General features: G+C 71.0%; 17 protein-coding genes. 8 read left to right on the forward strand and 9 right to left on the reverse strand.

Going from position 1 to position 16,854, the window contains the following annotated elements; all coding sequences use genetic code 11:
* Nucleotides 1-10: 10 nt before the first annotated feature.
* Complete coding sequence (locus E6P78_RS07755) at nt 11-514, reverse strand: hypothetical protein (protein ID WP_136202762.1); 504 nt, start codon at nt 512-514, stop codon at nt 11-13.
* A 163-nt stretch (nt 515-677) separates the two neighbouring features.
* On the opposite strand from E6P78_RS07755, the gene E6P78_RS07760 reads away from it, so the two are divergent.
* Nucleotides 678-875: a zf-HC2 domain-containing protein gene (locus E6P78_RS07760; protein ID WP_136202763.1), complete on the forward strand. Its 198-nt coding sequence runs from the start codon at nt 678-680 to the stop codon at nt 873-875.
* Here E6P78_RS07760 and E6P78_RS07765 read toward each other — a convergent pair.
* Together E6P78_RS07765 and E6P78_RS07770 are read right to left on the reverse strand one after the other, a co-directional pair.
* Nucleotides 809-1,378 (reverse strand): sigma-70 family RNA polymerase sigma factor, encoded by a 570-nt coding sequence (locus E6P78_RS07765; RefSeq protein WP_136202764.1) that lies wholly within the window; start codon nt 1,376-1,378, stop codon nt 809-811. The two genes, E6P78_RS07760 and E6P78_RS07765, sit on opposite strands and share 67 nt — an antisense overlap.
* Nucleotides 1,379-1,543: 165 nt before the next feature.
* Nucleotides 1,544-2,005: a universal stress protein gene (locus E6P78_RS07770; protein ID WP_206307749.1), complete on the reverse strand. Its 462-nt coding sequence runs from the start codon at nt 2,003-2,005 to the stop codon at nt 1,544-1,546.
* Between the two features lie 163 nt (nt 2,006-2,168).
* Here E6P78_RS07770 and E6P78_RS07775 point away from each other — a divergent pair, with 163 nt between their 5' ends.
* Nucleotides 2,169-3,011, forward strand: a complete 843-nt coding sequence (locus E6P78_RS07775) for a polysaccharide deacetylase family protein (RefSeq protein ID WP_136202765.1) — start codon at nt 2,169-2,171, stop codon at nt 3,009-3,011.
* Between the two features lie 9 nt (nt 3,012-3,020).
* Here the strand turns inward: E6P78_RS07775 and E6P78_RS07780 are convergent, their stop codons facing one another.
* A complete protein-coding gene (locus E6P78_RS07780) occupies nt 3,021-3,680 on the reverse strand; it encodes a class F sortase (protein ID WP_136202766.1) in 660 nt (219 codons plus the stop codon).
* 313 nt (nt 3,681-3,993) lie between these two features.
* On the opposite strand from E6P78_RS07780, the gene E6P78_RS07785 reads away from it, so the two are divergent.
* A complete protein-coding gene (locus E6P78_RS07785; RefSeq protein WP_136202767.1) occupies nt 3,994-4,617 on the forward strand; it encodes a hypothetical protein in 624 nt (207 codons plus the stop codon).
* A gap of 93 nt (nt 4,618-4,710) precedes the next feature.
* On the opposite strand, the gene E6P78_RS07790 is transcribed toward E6P78_RS07785, so the two are convergent.
* The 3 genes from E6P78_RS07790 to E6P78_RS33015 form a co-directional block, all read right to left on the reverse strand.
* Nucleotides 4,711-5,265 carry a hypothetical protein gene (locus E6P78_RS07790; protein ID WP_136202768.1) on the reverse strand — a complete coding sequence of 185 codons (555 nt, stop codon included), beginning with the start codon at nt 5,263-5,265 and terminating at the stop codon, nt 4,711-4,713.
* 174 nt (nt 5,266-5,439) lie between these two features.
* On the reverse strand, nt 5,440-6,207 hold the full coding sequence (locus tag E6P78_RS07795; protein WP_136202769.1) for a DUF4239 domain-containing protein: 768 nt from the start codon (nt 6,205-6,207) through the stop codon (nt 5,440-5,442).
* Between the two features lie 15 nt (nt 6,208-6,222).
* A complete protein-coding gene (locus tag E6P78_RS33015) occupies nt 6,223-6,744 on the reverse strand; it encodes a hypothetical protein (protein ID WP_206307757.1) in 522 nt (173 codons plus the stop codon).
* Between the two features lie 630 nt (nt 6,745-7,374).
* Here E6P78_RS33015 and E6P78_RS07805 point away from each other — a divergent pair.
* Nucleotides 7,375-8,193, forward strand: coding sequence for an SAM-dependent methyltransferase (locus E6P78_RS07805; protein ID WP_136202770.1), 819 nt, complete (start codon nt 7,375-7,377; stop codon nt 8,191-8,193).
* Nucleotides 8,190-10,364: an EAL domain-containing protein gene (locus tag E6P78_RS07810; RefSeq protein ID WP_136202771.1), complete on the forward strand. Its 2,175-nt coding sequence runs from the start codon at nt 8,190-8,192 to the stop codon at nt 10,362-10,364. Before E6P78_RS07805 ends, E6P78_RS07810 begins: the two co-directional genes overlap by 4 nt.
* 27 nt (nt 10,365-10,391) lie before the next feature.
* On the opposite strand, the gene E6P78_RS07815 is transcribed toward E6P78_RS07810, so the two are convergent.
* On the reverse strand, nt 10,392-11,294 hold the full coding sequence (locus tag E6P78_RS07815) for a LysR substrate-binding domain-containing protein (protein WP_136202772.1): 903 nt from the start codon (nt 11,292-11,294) through the stop codon (nt 10,392-10,394).
* A 95-nt stretch (nt 11,295-11,389) separates the two neighbouring features.
* Between E6P78_RS07815 and E6P78_RS07820 the strand changes: the two genes are divergently transcribed.
* Genes E6P78_RS07820 through E6P78_RS07830 form a run of 3 tightly spaced genes read left to right on the forward strand, consistent with a single transcriptional unit; the run spans nt 11,390 to nt 14,830 of the window.
* Nucleotides 11,390-12,097 carry a succinate dehydrogenase gene (locus E6P78_RS07820; protein ID WP_136202773.1) on the forward strand — a complete coding sequence of 236 codons (708 nt, stop codon included), beginning with the start codon at nt 11,390-11,392 and terminating at the stop codon, nt 12,095-12,097.
* Between the two features lies 1 nt (nt 12,098).
* Nucleotides 12,099-14,048, forward strand: a complete 1,950-nt coding sequence (locus tag E6P78_RS07825; RefSeq protein WP_136202774.1) for a fumarate reductase/succinate dehydrogenase flavoprotein subunit — start codon at nt 12,099-12,101, stop codon at nt 14,046-14,048.
* The gene (locus E6P78_RS07830; RefSeq protein ID WP_136202775.1) at nt 14,045-14,830 is read left to right on the forward strand and encodes a succinate dehydrogenase/fumarate reductase iron-sulfur subunit; all 786 of its coding nucleotides are present in this window, start codon (nt 14,045-14,047) and stop codon (nt 14,828-14,830) included. The genes E6P78_RS07825 and E6P78_RS07830 overlap by 4 nt, the downstream gene beginning before the upstream one ends.
* Nucleotides 14,831-14,899: 69 nt before the next feature.
* On the opposite strand, the gene E6P78_RS07835 is transcribed toward E6P78_RS07830, so the two are convergent.
* Complete coding sequence (locus E6P78_RS07835; RefSeq protein ID WP_168712582.1) at nt 14,900-16,669, reverse strand: glycosyl hydrolase family 18 protein; 1,770 nt, start codon at nt 16,667-16,669, stop codon at nt 14,900-14,902.
* Nucleotides 16,670-16,854: the final 185 nt, after the last annotated feature.

The following is a 16,854-nucleotide window of genomic DNA, read 5'->3' on the forward strand; positions in this document are numbered from 1 at the left end:
GTCCGGCCCGTCAGTACAGGTGGACCGCCAGATGCCCCAGCGGCAGGCCCAGCTGCCACGCCGGGGTCCACACCTGCGCGGCCTCCTCGCCGCCCGGGTCCTCACCGCCGTCCCGCTCCCAGGGCAGCGGGCCGATGGCCTCCAGGTCGGCCGCCAGCAGCTCGGTCTCCTCCAGCCACCGCCAGGCCGCCCGGGCCAGCGCCAGATCGGCGTCCGTGCAGCCCGGCGCGGGGACGCGGAGCCGTTCGCACACCCACCGGCGCCACGGCGTCCCGTACGCGGTGAGCAGGCGCAGCTCGTCCACCCGCGTCGCCGGCAGGGCCTCGGCCACCGCACTGTCCAGGAGGAAGATGGTCAGCGCCAGCGCGTCGCGCCCCGCCCGGTACTCCAGCGTCGCAGGCTCCATCAGATCACCGGTCCGCAGCAGCTCGTCGGCGAGGTACTCCGCGTACATCCAGGCCATCGGGACCGGCAGCTCGTCCCCGCCGGACCCCTCATGACGCTCCGGGCGCATCCCGAATCGCCCCATTCCCTTTTCTCGGCACCGGGTGCGGGGACCGTGCGACCGGCGGCCCCCCGGCCGGTTCCCCACGCAGCATTGAACCGGGGGAGCGTGCCCCGCGTGGCCAGAAGGACAGGATTCGCCGGACCCGATCCGTCACAGACATGAGGTTGCGATGACCGCCGACCCCGGGGAGGGGCCGCACATGCGGCAGTTGCTCGGCGCCTACGTCCTGGACGCGCTGCCCGACACGGAGGCCCGCACGGTCGCCCGCCACCTGCGCTCCTGCGGCCGATGCGCCGCCGACTACGCGGCGGTCGCGGAGGCGGCGGAGCTGCTGGCGCTGCTGCGCGAGAAGGATCTGCTGGAGTAGCCGGGCAGATTGCGGGAAAGCAGCCGCAGCGCGTAGTACGAACGGGACTTGACCGTGCCCGCCGGTATTCCGAGCACCCGCGCGGTCTCGCCCACGCTCAGCCCGCGGAAGTAGATCTGTACGAGCACCGACCGGTGTTCCGGGCTCAGGGCGCGTACGGCTTCGCGCACGTCGAGCGCGGCGACCGCGGACTCCGCGGTGTCGGTTCCGGCCGGGGCGCACTCCAGGACCACATCGCTGACCTCGGCGGGCCGGGCCAGCCGCGAGCGGCGGGCGTCGATCGCCAGCCGGCGCCCGACGGTGAACAGCCAGGGCCGCATCGACTCGTACGGGCCGTCGAAGGCCTCCGGGTGCTGCCAGGCCCGCACCAGCGTCTCCTGGAGCAGGTCCTCGGCCCGCTGCCGATCGCCGAACGTCAGACCGAGCAGAAAGTGGAACAGGGCGGGTCCGTGTTCACGCTGGAGCTGCGCGAGGGCCCGCTCATCGGTCGTCGTCGTGGTCATGGTGAACGCCCTTTCCCGCCAAGGCCCTGCCGCCTCGCTGCTGACTGGCGTATACGAGCGCATTCAGGCCACGAGGGACAGGACAAACGCCACCCCGTGCGACGAGCGGTCGCACCGAGCGGCGAATGGTGCGGTGAACGGTCGGGCGGCGCCCCGAGCGGGGTCCTACGGGACCACGGTCACCGGCCAGCGGCCCGCCTTCACCAGACGGACGGCCACCGAACCGATGAAGCGGTGCCCCGCCGACTCCGACGCGCCCACCACGACGGCGTCCGCCTTGAGTTCGTCGGCGGCCGTCACCAGACCGTTGTACGGGTCACCGCGGAACGTGTGGAACTCCCAGCGCACATCCCATATGTCCTTCAGCCGCTCCGTAGCCGCCCGGATCTCGCTCACCAGACCCTCGGCGACCTCCCCCGTCGCATCGCCGATCGGAGCCCCGAGCGCGGCACCCGCGGGCAGCACGGGCTGGACGTACACCAGAGCCAGCTTGGCCCTCTGGCGACGGGCGAGCCCGGCGGCATAGGCCGCCGCACGCATCGAGGAGTCGGAACCGTCGATGCCCGCGACGATCACCTTCGGTCCGTCTGTGCCACGTTCGAACTGGTGGGGCTGCTGATCTGTCACGGCAGTGAGGCTATCGGCTCGGTCCGGCACTCCCCGCCCGGCCTCCCGGAGGCCGTGCTCCCGCCGCCACCTGCGCGGACGCACTCCCTCCATCCGGGTGCAAAACCCCCGGCGAGCGGTGTCGCTGAGGTCGGCGGCGGAGTGGGCGTGCGAGCAGTGGGGCATGAAGAGTGATCACAGGCTGCCCCTGCGCAGAACGCTCCTGCGGCTGGCCGCCGGCCTGGGCGCCGCCACCGCCGTACGCCTCGTCGCCGCGGACCCCGTCGGCTCCCCACCGCGCCCCGAGCCGAAGGCCGCGGGGGCGGCGGGATCGCAGGCCGCCACCCTCCGCACCGGACCGCTCGCCTATAAACTGCGGCCCATGACGGGCCACACACCGCCCCGCTACCGCCCCGCGGCGCCGCCGGTACGCACCCGGCCGTTCGAGAAGCTGACCGACATCGGCCACGCCATGGTGCTCACCTTCGACGACGGCCCCGATCCCCTCTACACCCCGCACATCCTGGACACGCTGCGCGAGCACGACATCCGGGCGATGTTCTTCCTCTGCGGCGAGATGGCGAACGACAACCGCGACCTCGTCCGCCGGATCGCCGACGAGGGGCACACCGTGGGGAACCACTCGTGGACGCACCCCCTGGTCACCAAGCTCTCCCGGGCGGGCACCACCGACGAGCTGGGCCGTACCAGCGACGTGATCGAGAAGATCACCGGCGCCGCGCCGCTCTGGTACCGGGCACCCTACGGTGCCTGGAACCGCAGCTCCTTCGAGATCGGCGCCGCGATGGGCATGGAACCGATGGCCTGGACCGTGGACACCCTCGACTGGACCGTGCCCGGCACCGACAGCATCGTCCGCCGGGTGACGGAGGGGGCGGGCCCCGGGGTCGTGGTGCTCTCCCACGACGCGGGCGGCAACCGCTCGCAGAGCGTGGCGGCGCTGCGCCGGTACCTGCCGGAGCTGCTGGCCGACGGATACCGGCTCACGGTGCCGCGACGCCGTTGAGGGACGGGTTCAGCGGGTCTCCACCAGGCGGGCGAAGACCACGACGTTACCGTCGTAGCCGTTGGCCTTGGTGTATCCGCCGCCGCAGGTGATGACCCGCAGCTCCGCCTGCCCGGTGTCGCCGTAGACACGGGCGCCGGGGAAGTCGTCCTTGGCGAAGACCTCGACGCCGTACACCTCGAAGACCGCCACCCGGTCGTCGCTGCGGTCGACCTCGATGCGGTCGCCCTTCTTCAGCGAGCCGAGGCTGTAGAAGACGGCGGGCCCCGCCTTGTTGTCGACGTGGCCGACGACGACCGAGGTGCCGAGCTGCCCGGGGGCGATGCCGTTCTGGTACCAGCCCGCCAGGTTGGGGTCCTCCGGCGGCGGGGTCCCGATCCAACCGTCCGGGTCGAGGTTCACATCGATGACCGGTGCGTCGACCTGGATGGCCGGGATGGCGACGCGGGCGACGGGCGCGTACGCGAGGGGCTTCACGGCCGGGCCCGGCACCGGGGCGGCGGGGGCGTTCTTCTGGTGGCCCACCGAGGCGGCGGCCACCGGCTGCGGCGGGCCGGGGGAGAGGTCGGCACCGTTGCGCATCAGTGCCAGACCGGTGAGCATCGCCAGGGCGAGCGCGCCCCAGGGCGAGTGTCTGACCCGTTCGGGTCGCCAATTGTCCCGGCCCATGGTTCTCCCTTCGTCGCGACGAGCAGAACGCTAGGCGCGGTACGGCCGGGCGGCGATCAGAGAAGGGCGAACGGGTGGCGGCGACACACTCGGATGCTTATCGGAGTAGCGCACGGATAAAAGTTCTGACGCCCTGTGACCTGCGCATCCATCAGCTCGGGGCGCACCGGGACGGCGTGTCGGATCACCGGTGTGGAGCAGCGCCGACATGCGGGGGATCAGGGATCTGGTGAGGGTTCGTCATGGGAGGCGTTCTCGTCGATCCATCCCGGTGCACCCAGCCCCGGGGCGCTTCCCGGTGGAGGTTCGAACGATGCGTGCTACACGCGCTCTCGTTGTCGCCGCGACCGCCGTCGCCGCTCTCGGGCTCGGCGCCCCGATGGCGGCCGCCGGTGGAGACGTCGGGAACAACCAGAACAACGGCAACAACCAGAACAACCAGAACGACTGGAACGACCAGGACAGCTGGAACAACGGCAACAACAACGGCAACGGGAACGGCAACAACAACGGGCACAACAACGGCAACGGGCGCAACAACGGCCCGAACAACGTGACCGTCGACCCCGAGCGCGTGCACCAGGGCGCGGCCATGCAGGTCAGCGCCGAGGGCTGCGGCCGGGGCGGCAGCGTCTCGTCCAACGCGTTCCGCACCACGCGGCTCTCGGCCGGCCGGGTCGGCCACGCCCGGGTCCGCATCCTCAACGACGCGACGCCCGGCTCGTACAACCTGACCGTGCGGTGCGACGGCACCGACCGGACGGCCGGCCACCGCTTCACCGTGCTCGACAGCCGGGGTGCGCAGGGCGGCCTCGGTGGCTCGATGGCCGCGACTCCCGCGGAGATGGGTGTCGGTGCGGGCCTGGTCGCCTCGGCGGCTCTCGGTGGAGGCGTGTACATCATGCGCCGCCGCAGGACGGGCCATGGGGCGGCCTGACCGCAGGGACGCTCCCGCCGGACCGATACCGAAGTCGCCCCGAGTCCTGTGACAGGACCCGGGGCGACTCTTGTTCCACACCTTCCGCACCGGTCAGTGCGAGCGGCTCTCCCTGCGTCGCCGCACGAAGAACACGACACCGGCCGCGGCGGCCACGGCCAGCGCGGTGCCGGCCACGATCTCACCGGAGTTCACGCTGTCGATGCTGCCGCCGAGCCCGCCCTGCACACCGGCCGGTGAGGCCGAGGCCGCCGCGGTTCTGGTCGAACTCGTGGTGGGCGCGCTCGTGGCCGCGCTGATCGTGAGATTCACCTTGGCCGTGGAGCTGGGCGAGGTGTTGCAGATGAACGTCACCTCGTAGGCGGCGCCGGGCTTGGCGTCCCAGTCGACCGTGGCCGGGGTGCTGCCGTTCATCGGGATGGTGACGGTGTCGAACACCCCCGAGGACGCCGTGGCCGTGGTCGAGCACCCCCTGGCCGCCAGGGTGACCTTGCCGCCCGGCGCGATCACCGACGGCGTGACGGTGTATCCGCTCCCGCCGCCCGACGGCCCGCCCGCCGTCGTGGCGTACGCGCTGACGGCCGGGGCGGTCAGGGCGAGCGCCGCGGCGCCGAGCAGGGCGACGGGAGCGACACGTATTGCGCGCATGGTGAATCCTCCGGGTCCCCGAGGAGCAGCTGCGGAACGGATTTCCACAAAACGTCAGAAATGCACCTCGAATGCGGCCCACGCTAGAAGTGGTGCATTTCGCCCGCGATCGGGGTCCGGCGAATGGGGCACCGCTGTCCCCCGGGCGGCGGACCGGCCCGGGGGAGGGTTCCGCTATCCGCCCGCCGCCCCGGGGAACAGGTCGAGGAAGGGTGCGGCGGTGGCCGAGAATCCCCTCCCGAACGGTGAGTCGAAGTCCCAGATCAGGAAAAGGAGGAAGGCGATCAGCACACTGAAGAGGCCCGCCAGCAGGAGTTCACGGAACGTCCGCCGGATCTGCAGCGTGAAGATCAGCCCCACGGTCACCAGGGCCCCGATGATCAGCCCGAACCACACGACACCCGGCATGGTCGCGCGGGCGCTCTGCCCCCGTGCGCTGCGGGCGTCGTCGGCGGCGGCCACCTGGTCGACCAGGGGCTGGTAGGCCTCCCCCTCGTGGTCGGTCTTCGGCCGGTAGTCGGTCACGTCGGCGCGTACCCGGTTCAGCAGTTCGGTCCCGTGGTCGCTGAGCGCCCCCTGCTTGGCCATGGTCCGCCACTCGTCGTGCACCACATAGCTGACGTAGGCGTCGACATCGGCCCGGATGCGGGTGCGCACCTCCTGCGGATAGACGGACGAGCGCGCGCTGACCTCGTGCAGGGCCTGTGCCTCCTGGCGTACGTACTCCTGCGCGGCGCTCCGGCCCTCCCAGACACCCGCGATGGCGAGGCCCAGCACGATCGCGTAGACCACGCCGATCATCATCGTCATGTACTCGATGACATCGGGGGTTTCGGACGGGTCGTCGTCCGCGGGGAGCCTGCGGTTGTTGAGGACGGCGATGGTCAGGACGACGGCGGTGGCCGCGACCAGGGCGAGTGTGAGGACGAGCCATTCCGACATGGGTGTCTCCGGGGATCATCGGGAACGGGGCCGCAGCACGGCGACGGCGAACACCGCGGGGGCCGTGATCATCAAGGTGAGCGTGACCAGGGAGGTGTGGCGCTCCGGTGCCTTCCGCACGGGGCGGCGATAGGAGGGAAGCGCCACCGGCGCGGGGGACGAAGGCCGCACGGACGGTGCGGGCGACGGCGAGCGCGAAGGGGCGGGCCGGGGCGCCGGGGCGGGCGGTGGAGGCGGGGGCGGCGGAGGTGGCGCGGGTTCGGGCTCCGGCTCGGGTAGCGCAGGAGGCGGCGGGGGCGGCGGAGACGGCGTCGGGGGAGGCGGCGGTGGTGCGGGTTTCGGCGTGGGCGTCGGAGTGGGCTCGGGCTCCGGCCCCGCGTAACAGCTGCCGTCACCGCTGACGGCCACGGCCGAGCCGCCGCCGTCGTCCCCGATGGAGGCGTACGCGCAGCTGTCGGCGATCGCCGGGGTGGGGGCGGTCAGCTGCCAGGTGAGCGCGACCGCGGCGGCCATCCGCCAGATGAGTGATCCGTACACGACGGGGAGCATGTTCCGGGCCGCGCGGCGGCACGCCGGACCTCTCCGGGATTCCCCTGATGGAGGGGACCTGAGGTGCGGAAGGTTTGCGGCCCGGGAAGTCGTCCCGGAGCCGCTTGCCGAAGGGGATGGGCGGTGCGCAGGTCCACGGTCGCCACGAAAAGGAGCGGGTGCGCGTCGGCGCCTGTCTCTGGAAATGGCCGATTGTCGACCCTCTCGCCGGCAATGACATCAAAGGCGGTGTCACCGGCCGTGGGCATTCGTCACGCCGAACGGCCGAGAGGAGCGGGAGAGGCGGACAACCGGTTGCCGCGACCTCCGTTCCGCCTTCCGGGGCAGCGGGCCCGGAGGCACCAACGGCCATGGACTCGGCTGCACATGAGGCCCGGTCGCGGACGGGTCCGATTTCGCCGGAGCGTCAAAGTAGTCCGGGAGTGAACTATTTGGCCCTTCCCGTTCACCGAATGTGACAGGCAGCGACGGGGCGGTTGCACATGCCACGGGAGTGTGACCAATAACGGACGGCTAATTTCCGTTTCCGCTCGCTCTCTTGGCGGTCGATCAGTAGCCTCTGGTCAACACTGACCATGAACATGGCCGGATCGCCGTGGCGACTTGTTGGAGACATCGATGGAGCGTCCCGCCTGGGCACCGCAAGGCATTGACATTTCGGTGCCGAGCGTGTCCCGAATGTATGACTTCTATCTGGGCGGATCGCACAATTTCGAGGTGGACCGGGAAGCGGCCCGCAAGGCCATGGAGTTCATGCCGGGACTTCCCAAGGCCATGCAGGCGAACCGGGCATTCATGCGCCGCGCGGTGCGCTACGCGCTGGGTGAGGGCATCAACCAGTTCCTCGACATCGGTTCCGGGATACCCACCTTCGGCAATGTCCACGAGGTCGCCCAGGGGATCGACCCCGACGCCAAGGTGGCCTACGTCGACCACGACCCGGTCGCCGTCGCGCACAGCCAGGCCGTCCTGGAGGGCAACGGCGGCGCGGTGATCGCCGCCGCCGACCTGCGCCGGCCGGCCGAGATACGGGAGAACCCCGAAGTCGCCGGACTGCTCGACTTCGACCGCCCGGTGGCGCTGCTGCTCGTGGCCGTACTCCACTTCGTCGAGGACTCCGACGACCCGCAGTCCGCCGTCGCCGCACTCCGCGACATGCTCGCCCCCGGCAGCCTCCTCGTCGTCACCCACGCCGCCTACGAAGGCATTCCGCTGACACGTGACGAGGCCGGCGGCACGGTCGGGGTCTACAAGAACATCCGCAACCCGCTGGTCATGCGCACGCGCGAGGAGATCAGCCGCTTCTTCGCCGGCTACGAACTGGTCGAGCCCGGCCTCGTCGCGATGCCGGAATGGCGCCCCGACAGCCCCACCGCGCCCGAGAACGAGGACCCATACGCCTTCTCGGGCATCGCGGGAGTGGGACGCAAGGCGTGAGTATTCCCGCCCAGTCGTCCGGAGCCCCGGACGCGGAACCCGACGGCCCCGAGGACCGGCTCCGGAGGTTCGCCACCATCTGGAGCCGGGCCATCTTCCCGTCCACGGCCACCTCCATGACCCGGCCGGAATTCGAGCAGCATCTGCTGCCGCTGGCACGCACGCTCAGCGACACCCTGCACGCCCGCCCGTTCGACGCGGCCGCGGCGAACCAGGTGGGCGGCGCGCTCGTCGCGGCACACTGCACGGACCCGGACGCCCTCAGCGCCACGCTCGGCGTCATCGACTCCTACCTGGTGCTGTACTGCGGCGGCAACGGGCCGGCGGCCCTGACCACCGAGGACAGCCGCTCGCGCTGCGCCCGCACCCAGCACGCGGTGGCGGCCGGCTTCACCCAGGCCCTGCGCGAGCGGACGCTGGCCGAGCAGGAGGCCATCGCCCGCTCGGCGCTCACCGCCCGCTCCGACGCCGAACAGGCCCTGCACGCCACCGAGGCCCGCTTCAGGGCCGTCTTCAAGGACGCGGCCATCGGGATCGGGATCGCCGACCTCGACGGCAATGTGCTGGAGGTCAACGACACCCTCACCCGGATGTTCGGCGGCCTGGAGAACCACGTCCTCAGCCACCGCGTCAACGAGTGGGTCCACCCCGAGGACTCCCCGCAGGTCTGGAAGTACTACAACGAGCTGGTACGCGGCGAACGCGAGCACTACCGGGTCGAGAAGCCGTACTACCGCAACGACGGCACCGTCCTGTGGACCAATCTGACGGTTTCCTTGCTGCGCGACTCGGAGGGCCGGCCCGAATACCAGCTGGCACTGCTGGAGGACACCACCGAGCGCAGGCTGCTCAACCTGCGGCTGCGCTACGAGGCCACCCACGATGCGCTCACCGGTCTGCCCAACAGGACGCTCTTTTTCGAGCGTTTGGAGAAAGCGCTCTCAGCGGGCGGCAACAGCCGCTTCGGGCTCTGCTACCTGGATCTGGACGGCTTCAAGGCGATCAACGACAGCCTCGGCCACGCCGCGGGCGACCGGCTGCTGGTCGAGGTCGCGGACCGGCTGCAGAGCTGCGCCACGGCCCCCGGCGAGATGGTGGCCAGGCTCGGCGGCGACGAGTTCGTGGCGCTGACCACGGGCTTCGACACGGCGGCCGAGGTGGACGAACTCGCCTGCCGCATCCTCAGCGTGCTCGCCACCCCGATCCGGCTCGACGGGCGCGAGCTGACCGTCCGCGGATCGATCGGCGTCGTCGAGGGGCCCGCCGGGGAACGCAGCGCCGCCGAAGTGCTGCGCAGCGCCGACATCACCATGTACCGGGCCAAGTCGGCCGGCGGCAACCGCTTCGAGCTGGCCGACGCGGAGGCGGACGCCCGCGCCATCACCCGGCACGGCCTGACCACGGCCCTGCCGGCCGCCCTGGAACGCGGCGAGTTCTTCATCGAGTACCAGCCGCTGGTGCACCTCGGCGACGGTACGGTGCACGGCGCGGAGGCGCTGGTGCGCTGGTGCCACCCGCAGCACGGGGTGCTGGGGCCCGACCGGTTCATCGCGCTGGCCGAGCACACCGGGCTGATCGTGCCGCTCGGCCGCTGGGTGCTGGAGGAGTCGGTCCGCCAGGCCAACTTCTGGCAGGAGCGGCACACCGACGGCGGCCCGCTGCGCATCAACGTCAACCTCTCGCCGGCCCAGCTGCACCACCCGCAGCTGGTCGCGGAGACCATCGACGTCCTGGAACGGTCAGGGCTCGAAGCGGGCGCGCTGTGCCTGGAGGTCACCGAGTCGGCGCTCATCGGGGCCGACGAGGACCTGCTGAAGCCGCTGCGCCAGCTGGCCGAGATGGGCGTCGACATCGCGCTGGACGACTTCGGCACCGGGTACTCCAACCTCGCGAACCTGCGGCGGCTCCCGGTGAGCGTGCTGAAGCTGGACCGCTCCTTCACCCAGGGGATGCAGCACCATCCGGCGGACCCGGTCGACCTGAAGATCGTCGAGGGGATCGTGTCGCTCGCGCACAGCCTCGACCTGGCCGTGACGGTGGAGGGCGTGGAGACCGGCGCCCAGGCCGAGCAGCTGCGGGAGCTGGGCTGCGACACCGCCCAGGGCTGGTACTACGCGCGCCCGGGCGCCCCGGACCGCATCCACTCGCTGCTGCTGGCCGACGCGGTGTGAGCCGGGCGGGCGCGCCTCGTCCCTGACCTACGGGGACGCCGCGTCCGCCCGGCCGGCCAGCAGTACCCGCTGCAGTTCGCGGGCCGCGCGCGGCGGAGCCACGTCGCTGCGGTGCGCCAGCGCGATCGTGCGGCGCAGCCCCGGCCGGGCCAGCGGTGTCGCCCGCAGTCCGACGCCCGCCCGGGTGGCGACCATGCTCGGGACCACCGCGATGCCCAGGCCCGCGCGGACGAAGCCGAGCACCGCGTCCATCTCGCCGCCCTCCACCGTGAACGACGGCTCGAAGCCCTCGGCCCGGCAGGCGGCCACCGTCAGTTCCCGCAGGTCGTAGCCGTGCCGGAACATCACCATCGGCTCGCCCTGGAGGTCCGTGATCCGGACCCGGCCGCCCCGCCCGGGCCGGGGGCGGTGCGCCGACGAGACGACCACCAGGTCCTCCTGGAGCAGCTCTACCGTCGTCAGCGCCGGGGAGGCGGCCGGCAGCGGCAGCACCACCAGGGCCAGGTCGAGCGCGCCGCGCGCCAGCTCCCGTACCAGGTCGTGCGAGCCGCCCTCCTCCAGCAGCAGCTGGATGCCGGGATGCAGGTCGTGGAAGGCGCGCAGCACCTCGGGCAGCAGCCCCGTGCACACGCTGGGCGTCGCGCCCAGCCTGACCCGGCCGCGACGCAGCTGGGCCAGCTCCTGGACCTCGTGCCGAGCGGTGTCGGCGTCGGCCAGGATGCGCCGGGCGAGCGGCAGCAGAGCCTCGCCCGCGTCCGTGAGCGTGATGTTCCCGCGCGCCCGGCTGAACAGCTCGGCGCCCAACTCGCTCTCCAGGGCCCTGATCTGCTGGGAGAGCGAGGGCTGCGAGACGTGCACCTCCTCGGCGGCGCGGGTGAAGTGCCTGGCCTCGGCGACGGCCACGAAATAGGTCAGCTGCTGGAACTGCATAACCCCACGCTACCGCGCTGCATAGGTTCCGCCTATGGAGATGAGGCATTCCATGTCTTGGACTGATCGGGCCCTTCGCCCCTAGCGTCGTGTCCATGGCATTGGCAACCCGGACGGACCGACGGTCGTCCATGACGCGCACGCTGTGGGGCTCGACCGTCGGCAAGAAGGCGATCATGGCCGTGAGCGGCCTGGTCATGCTCCTCTATCTGGTCGCCCACATGATCGGCAACCTGAAGATCTTCTTCGGGTCCGTCGAGTTCAACGGCTACGCACACTGGCTGCGGGTGATGGGCGAGCCCGTCCTGCACCGGGAGTGGGGCCTGTGGATCGTGCGCGTGGTGCTCGTCGCGGCCGTGGTGCTGCACGCGGTCTCCGCGTACCAGCTCAGCCGGCGCGACCTCAGGGCGCGGCCCAGCCGCTACGTCCACCCGAGGCCGCGCGCGAGCTACGCCACCCGCACCATGCGCTACGGCGGCGTCATCCTGGGGCTGTTCATCGTCTGGCACATCCTGGACCTGACGACCGGCACCGTGCACTCCGGCGGCTTCCAGTCCGGCCACCCGTACCAGAACGTCATCGACACCTTCTCCACCTGGTACGGCAACGTCATCTACATCGTGGCGATGCTCGCCCTCGGACTCCACGTCCAGCACGGGTTCTGGAGCGCCGCCCAGACCCTCGGCGCCGGCCGCGCGAGCCGCGACCGCGTCCTGAAAACCCTCGCCAATGCCCTCGCGCTGGTGCTGACGGTGGGCTTCGTCTCCGTACCCGTCGCCGTCATGACCGGAGTGGTGAGCTGACATGAACGACTACACGCACTACACGACCGGCGAACCCGTCGCCGACACCAAGGCGCCCGCCGGCCCCGTCGCGGAGCGCTGGGACACCCGCCGCTTCGAGGCCAAGCTGGTCAACCCCGCCAACCGCCGCAAGCACACCGTCATCGTCGTCGGCACCGGCCTCGCCGGCGGCTCGGCCGGCGCGACGCTGGCCGAACAGGGCTACCACGTCGTCCAGTTCTGCTTCCAGGACTCGCCCCGCCGGGCCCACTCCGTCGCCGCCCAGGGCGGCATCAACGCGGCCAAGAACTACCGCAACGACGGCGACTCGGTCCACCGCCTCTTCTACGACACCGTCAAGGGCGGCGACTTCCGCGCCCGCGAGTCCAACGTGCACCGGCTCGCCCAGATCTCCGTCGAGATCATCGACCAGTGCGTGGCGCAGGGCGTCCCCTTCGCCCGCGAGTACGGCGGCCTCCTCGACAACCGCTCCTTCGGCGGCGTCCAGGTCTCCCGCACCTTCTACGCCCGCGGCCAGACCGGACAGCAACTGCTCCTCGGCGCCTACCAGGCGCTGTCCCGGCAGATCGCCGCGGGCAACGTCGAGCTGCACCCCCGTACCGAGATGCTGGACCTGATCGTCGTCGACGGAAAGGCCCGCGGCATCGTCGCCCGCGACCTCGTCACCGGGAAGACCGACACCTACTTCGCCGACGCCGTGGTCCTGGCCAGCGGCGGCTACGGCAACGTCTTCTACCTGTCGACCAACGCGATGAACTCCAACGCCACCGCCATCTGGCGGGCCCACCGGCGCGGCGCCTACTTCGCGAACCCCTGCTTCACCCAGATCCATCCCACCTGCATCCCGCGCACCGGCGACCACCAGCCCAAGCTGACCCTGATGAGCGAGTCGCTGCGCAACGACGGCCGCATCTGGGTGCCGAAGGCCAAGGGCGACACCCGCCCGGCGAACGAGATCCCCGAGGACGAGCGCGACTACTACCTGGAGCGCGTCTACCCCGCCTTCGGCAACCTCGTGCCACGCGACATCGCCTCCCGTGCCGCGAAGAACGTCTGCGACGAGGGCCGCGGCGTCGGGCCCGGCGGCCAGGGCGTCTACCTGGACTTCGCCGAGGCCATCGGGCGGATGGGACGGGCGAAGGTCGAGGAGAAGTACGGCAACCTCTTCGACATGTACGCGCGGATCACCGCGGAGAACCCCTACGAGACCCCGATGCGGATCTACCCGGCCGTGCACTACACGATGGGCGGACTCTGGGTCGACTACGACCTCCAGACGACCATCCCGGGCCTGTTCGCGATCGGCGAGGCCAACTTCTCCGACCACGGCGCCAACCGGCTCGGGGCCTCCGCACTGATGCAGGGCCTGGCCGACGGCTACTTCGTCCTGCCCTCCACCATCAACGACTACCTCGCCCGCAACCCGCGGCAGGAGGAGATCGACGCCTCGCACCCCGCCGTTCAGGAGGCCGTCGCCGAGACCGAGGACCGGCTCAGCCTGCTCCTCGCCGTCGACGGCGACCGCACGCCCGACTCCTTCCACCGGGAGATCGGCGAACTCATGTGGGAGTACTGCGGGATGGCCCGCACGGAGGAGGGGCTGCGCACCGCGCTCGCCCGTATCCCGCTGATCCGCGAGGAGTTCTGGCGGCGCATCAAGGTCCCCGGCAGCGGAGACGAGCTCAACCAGTCGCTGGAGAAGGCCAACCGCGTCGTCGACTACCTGGAGCTCGCCGAGCTCATGTGCCTCGACGCCCTGCACCGCGCCGAGTCCTGCGGCGGCCACTTCCGCGAGGAGTCCCAGACCCCGGACGGCGAGGCCGCCCGCCGCGACGAGGAGTTCTCCTACGGCGCCGCCTGGGAGTTCACCGGCACCGGCGACGCCCCCGTCCTGCACAAGGAAGACCTCGTCTTCGAGTACGTCCACCCCACCCAGCGGAGCTACGCATGAAGCTCACCCTGCGCGTCTGGCGCCAGAAGAACGCCGACGCACCCGGCGCCATGTCCACGTACCAGGTGGACGGCATCTCGCAGGACATGTCGTTCCTGGAGATGCTCGACACCCTCAACGAGGAGCTGATCCTCGCCGGTGACGACCCCGTCGCCTTCGACCACGACTGCCGCGAGGGCATCTGCGGCGCGTGCAGCCTCGTCATCAACGGCGACGCACACGGCCCGAACGGGGTCTCGCCTGCTCGAGCGGATTCGAAAGCCTGGGGAAGCACCACCACCTGCCAGCTCCACATGCGCGCCTTCCACGACGGCGACACCATCGACATCGAACCCTGGCGCGCCTCGGCCTTCCCGGTCGTCAAGGACCTGGTGGTGGACCGCTCCGCCCTCGACCGGATCATCCAGGCCGGCGGCTACATCTCGGCCCCGACCGGTACGGCTCCCGACGCGCACGCCACGCCCGTGCCCAAGCCGGACGCCGACTTCGCCTTCGAGCACGCCGAGTGCATCGGCTGCGGCGCCTGCGTCGCGGCCTGCCCCAACGGTTCGGCGATGCTCTTCACCTCGGCGAAGGTCAACCACCTGAACGTCCTGCCGCAGGGTGCCCCCGAGCGGGAGACCCGGGTGCTGGACATGGTGGAGCAGATGGACAGCGAGGGCTTCGGCGGCTGCACGCTCACCGGCGAGTGCGCCACCGCGTGCCCGAAGGGCATCCCGCTGCCGTCGATCTCCGCCATGAACAAGGAGTGGCTGCGGGCCACCCGCAAGGCGCGCCGCTGAGCTGTCACCCGCCTTCCGGCCCCGGAGGCCGCCCGCCTCCGGGGCCGGAAGGCTCTTACGCGTCTCAGGTCAGGACTGGGTGACGGAGAGGTCGTCGCCGTAGACCGTGCCCTGTCCGTACCAGCCGTGCAGGTAGACCGTCACCGAGCCGCTGGAACCGGTGGTGAAGGACACCGACTGCTTGGTGTAACCGTTCGACAGGCCCCAGGTGCTGGCCGTCGCGCCGCCCCGGACACCGAGGTAGGCGTAGTTCCCCTGCACGTAACCCTGCAGCGTGTACGTGGTGTTGGGGGACAGGGTGAGCGTCTGCGCGCACTCGCCGGTCTGCGACGCGGTGGCCGCGACCGCGAGCGCGTGCGAACCGCCGTGCACCGGCGAGGAGACGACCGCGCCACCGGACTCACAGGTCCAGGGGCCCAGCGCGCCGGTCTCGAAGTCGCCGTTGACCAGCGACCCCGTACCGCCGCCGGCACCGGGCACCGTCAGGGTGAACGACGCCGAGTGGCTGAGCGTACCGGCGGTGCCGGTCACCGTGACGGTGTAGGTGCCCGGGGCCGCCGACGCCGAGGCGCTGAGCGTCAGCGTCGAGGAGCCGCCCGCGGTGACCGAGGTCGGGCTGAGCGTCGCGGTCACCCCGGCCGGGGCGCCGCTCGTGGTCAGCGCGACCGTCCTGGCGGCACCGGAGGTCACCGCGGTCTTCACGGTGGCGGTCGTCGACTTGCCCCGTTCGACCGTCGCCGAGGAGGGGGTGACGGCCACCGAGTAGTCGTCGGTCACCGGACCGCTGCCGCCGCTCGTGAACGGGGCGAAGGTGTGGCTGAAGTACCAGGTGTCCTGCGCGATGCCGGAGCAGGTGTCGCTCCCGCCGGTGCCGGGGCAGCCGCCGTTGTCGCGCTGGAGGGCCCAGAACGACAGGGTGCCGACGCCCTTGGAGACGGCCCAGTCGTAGACGGTGGGCGCGTTGGCCGTGGTGAAGGTCTCGGCCGGTCCGTAGTCGTCGATGCCGGGCATCTCGGTGATGCCCGTCATGCCCCACAGCTGGGCCTCGGTCTTCGACGGGTACAGCGAGGCCAGCTGGCCCTTCAGGCCGGTGATGGCCGTCTGGGTGTCCTTGGCCATGTCGTGCGAGGCGCCGTCGTAGTAGTCGAACGTCATCAGGTTCACGACGTCGACCTTGGTGCCGTTGGACACCGCGTTCCGCAGCACCGCGAGACCGCTGTCGGCGAGGCCCCGGGTGGTGGTCGGCAGGGTGTACGAGATCTGCACCGAACGCCCGTTGGCGGCGGCCCAGTCCTGGACCTTCTTGATCGCCTTGTTGCGGCGGTCGATCCCGGCGCTGTTCTCCAGCGAGTTGTCCTCGATGTCCATGTCGAGGCGGGACACGTCGTAGGTCGTGATGACCTTCTCGTACGCGGCGGCGATCGAGTCGACGTTCGTACAGCTGTCGGCGATCTCGGTGCCGGTGTTGTCGGCGGTGTAGCCGCCGAACGAGGGGATGACGTCGCCGCCGCGCGAGCGGATGGTGGCGAAGTCGGAGCCGAACTCGGACTGGGCGATCGGTGTGCTCGAATCACCGTTCCAGTACGGGGTGCAGGAACCGCGGGCCTCCGTCTGGATGAAGGCCATGGTCAGGTACTTGGCTCCGGACGCCTGCGAGAGCGCGGCCGGGCTGTCCCCGTTCCACGCCTCGAAGTACGGCGCGAAGACATGGGCGGGCAGGGGAGTGGCGGCGGTGGTGGCGGCCTGCGCGCCGGCGCCTGATCCGAGGACCAGACCTGCGGACCCGACGGCGGTGGCCAAGGCGCTCAGGACGGCGCCGACTGTTCTTGGACGTCTCATGGGGCAGCTCCCAGCGGGGTGGGACAACGGGCGGATGCACGGCTCGGCCGCGCCCGGTGAGGGGCGCGGCCCGTTCCTGTGATTCCCGGCCGGGGTCACATGCCGCACGGCGACGAACAGCCGTGGGGCATGCCCATAATTGGTATGGACCAGCTAACTGTCAACGTTCTTTACTGTTTCATTTC

The sequence above is a fragment of the Streptomyces sp. A0958 genome, assembly GCF_004795035.1.
Classification (GTDB): domain Bacteria; phylum Actinomycetota; class Actinomycetes; order Streptomycetales; family Streptomycetaceae; genus Streptomyces.